This is a genomic window from Candidatus Aquicultor secundus (assembly GCF_002791875.1).
Taxonomy (GTDB): Bacteria; Actinomycetota; Aquicultoria; order Aquicultorales; family Aquicultoraceae; genus Aquicultor_A; species Aquicultor_A secundus.
On record NZ_PFNG01000064.1, the window covers coordinates 415 to 902 of the forward strand.

The 488-nt window shown below is 53.5% G+C and carries 1 protein-coding gene; it reads right to left on the minus strand.

Annotated elements, in window-relative coordinates:
• Positions 1-488: hypothetical protein (locus COY37_RS02615; RefSeq protein WP_286975913.1), on the minus strand; the 488-nt coding region annotated here is incomplete at both ends.

Below are 488 nucleotides of genomic sequence, written 5' to 3' on the forward strand. Positions count from 1 at the left end.
GGCAAGTATGATGGCGTATACAATCATGGTAACGGCAATAGCCCCGCCCGGAACAGATGCGATGCGGGCGTATAACGGGGCGCGTCGCCAGGCCGCGGCTTGCACTTTTAGCCAGCCCGGGAATTCAACCAGGCATACGGCAACCAGCGCCAGGTTAAAGGCTGTAAGCGGCATCATGAATCGTGGGTGACCGAACGCGAATATCAGATGGAACGCGAACCAATACAGGTAAAGCATAAGGATACTAAGTACGCGGTTTCGTCGCGCAAGCAACAGCGCGCCGATACCTGCCAATATCCAGAGCAGGTGCTCGAGCTTACCTTGCCAGTATCTATAGGCGGGAAACGTCTTATTGAACCCATGGATCGGACGGATGAAAAACGGTGTCTTCATGTTTTCTTCCGTCCAATCATGGTCTTTGCCGTCTAAGATATTCCATCCCAGGCCATCCGGTGCCCGGAAAAACCGTGGGAACTTCAGCAAGACAA